Here is a 348-nt window from a genome sequence, read left to right on the forward strand (position 1 = left end):
GTTTAGCTGTCTCTGAGCAGTAAGAACACTTTGTGCTCCTACATTCAGAAGATCCGACGCCATAATGCCCCCAAAAAACTTAACAAAATCAGCATGAACTGATTAACTACTACAGCTTATTATTAAGATAATTAGCAATATATGTGCCAATAGAAATGACGGAGAGTTAAAAGACAATAATTTATTGAAGTGTAAGGAGAAAACTATGGATGGCGCGTAAGACTGAAGGAGCGGATAAGAAAAGAGCCTGCCGGTGGCAAGCTCTCGAGTGCATTCAATAACGCTATTTCATCTCATCAATCTTAGCTTTAACTCGTAAAACTTTGTCGGCATAGTTAGGGTCGGTTG

The organism is Vibrio sp. 10N.286.46.A8 (assembly GCF_041470165.1).
GTDB lineage: Bacteria > Pseudomonadota > Gammaproteobacteria > Enterobacterales > Vibrionaceae > Vibrio > Vibrio tasmaniensis_A.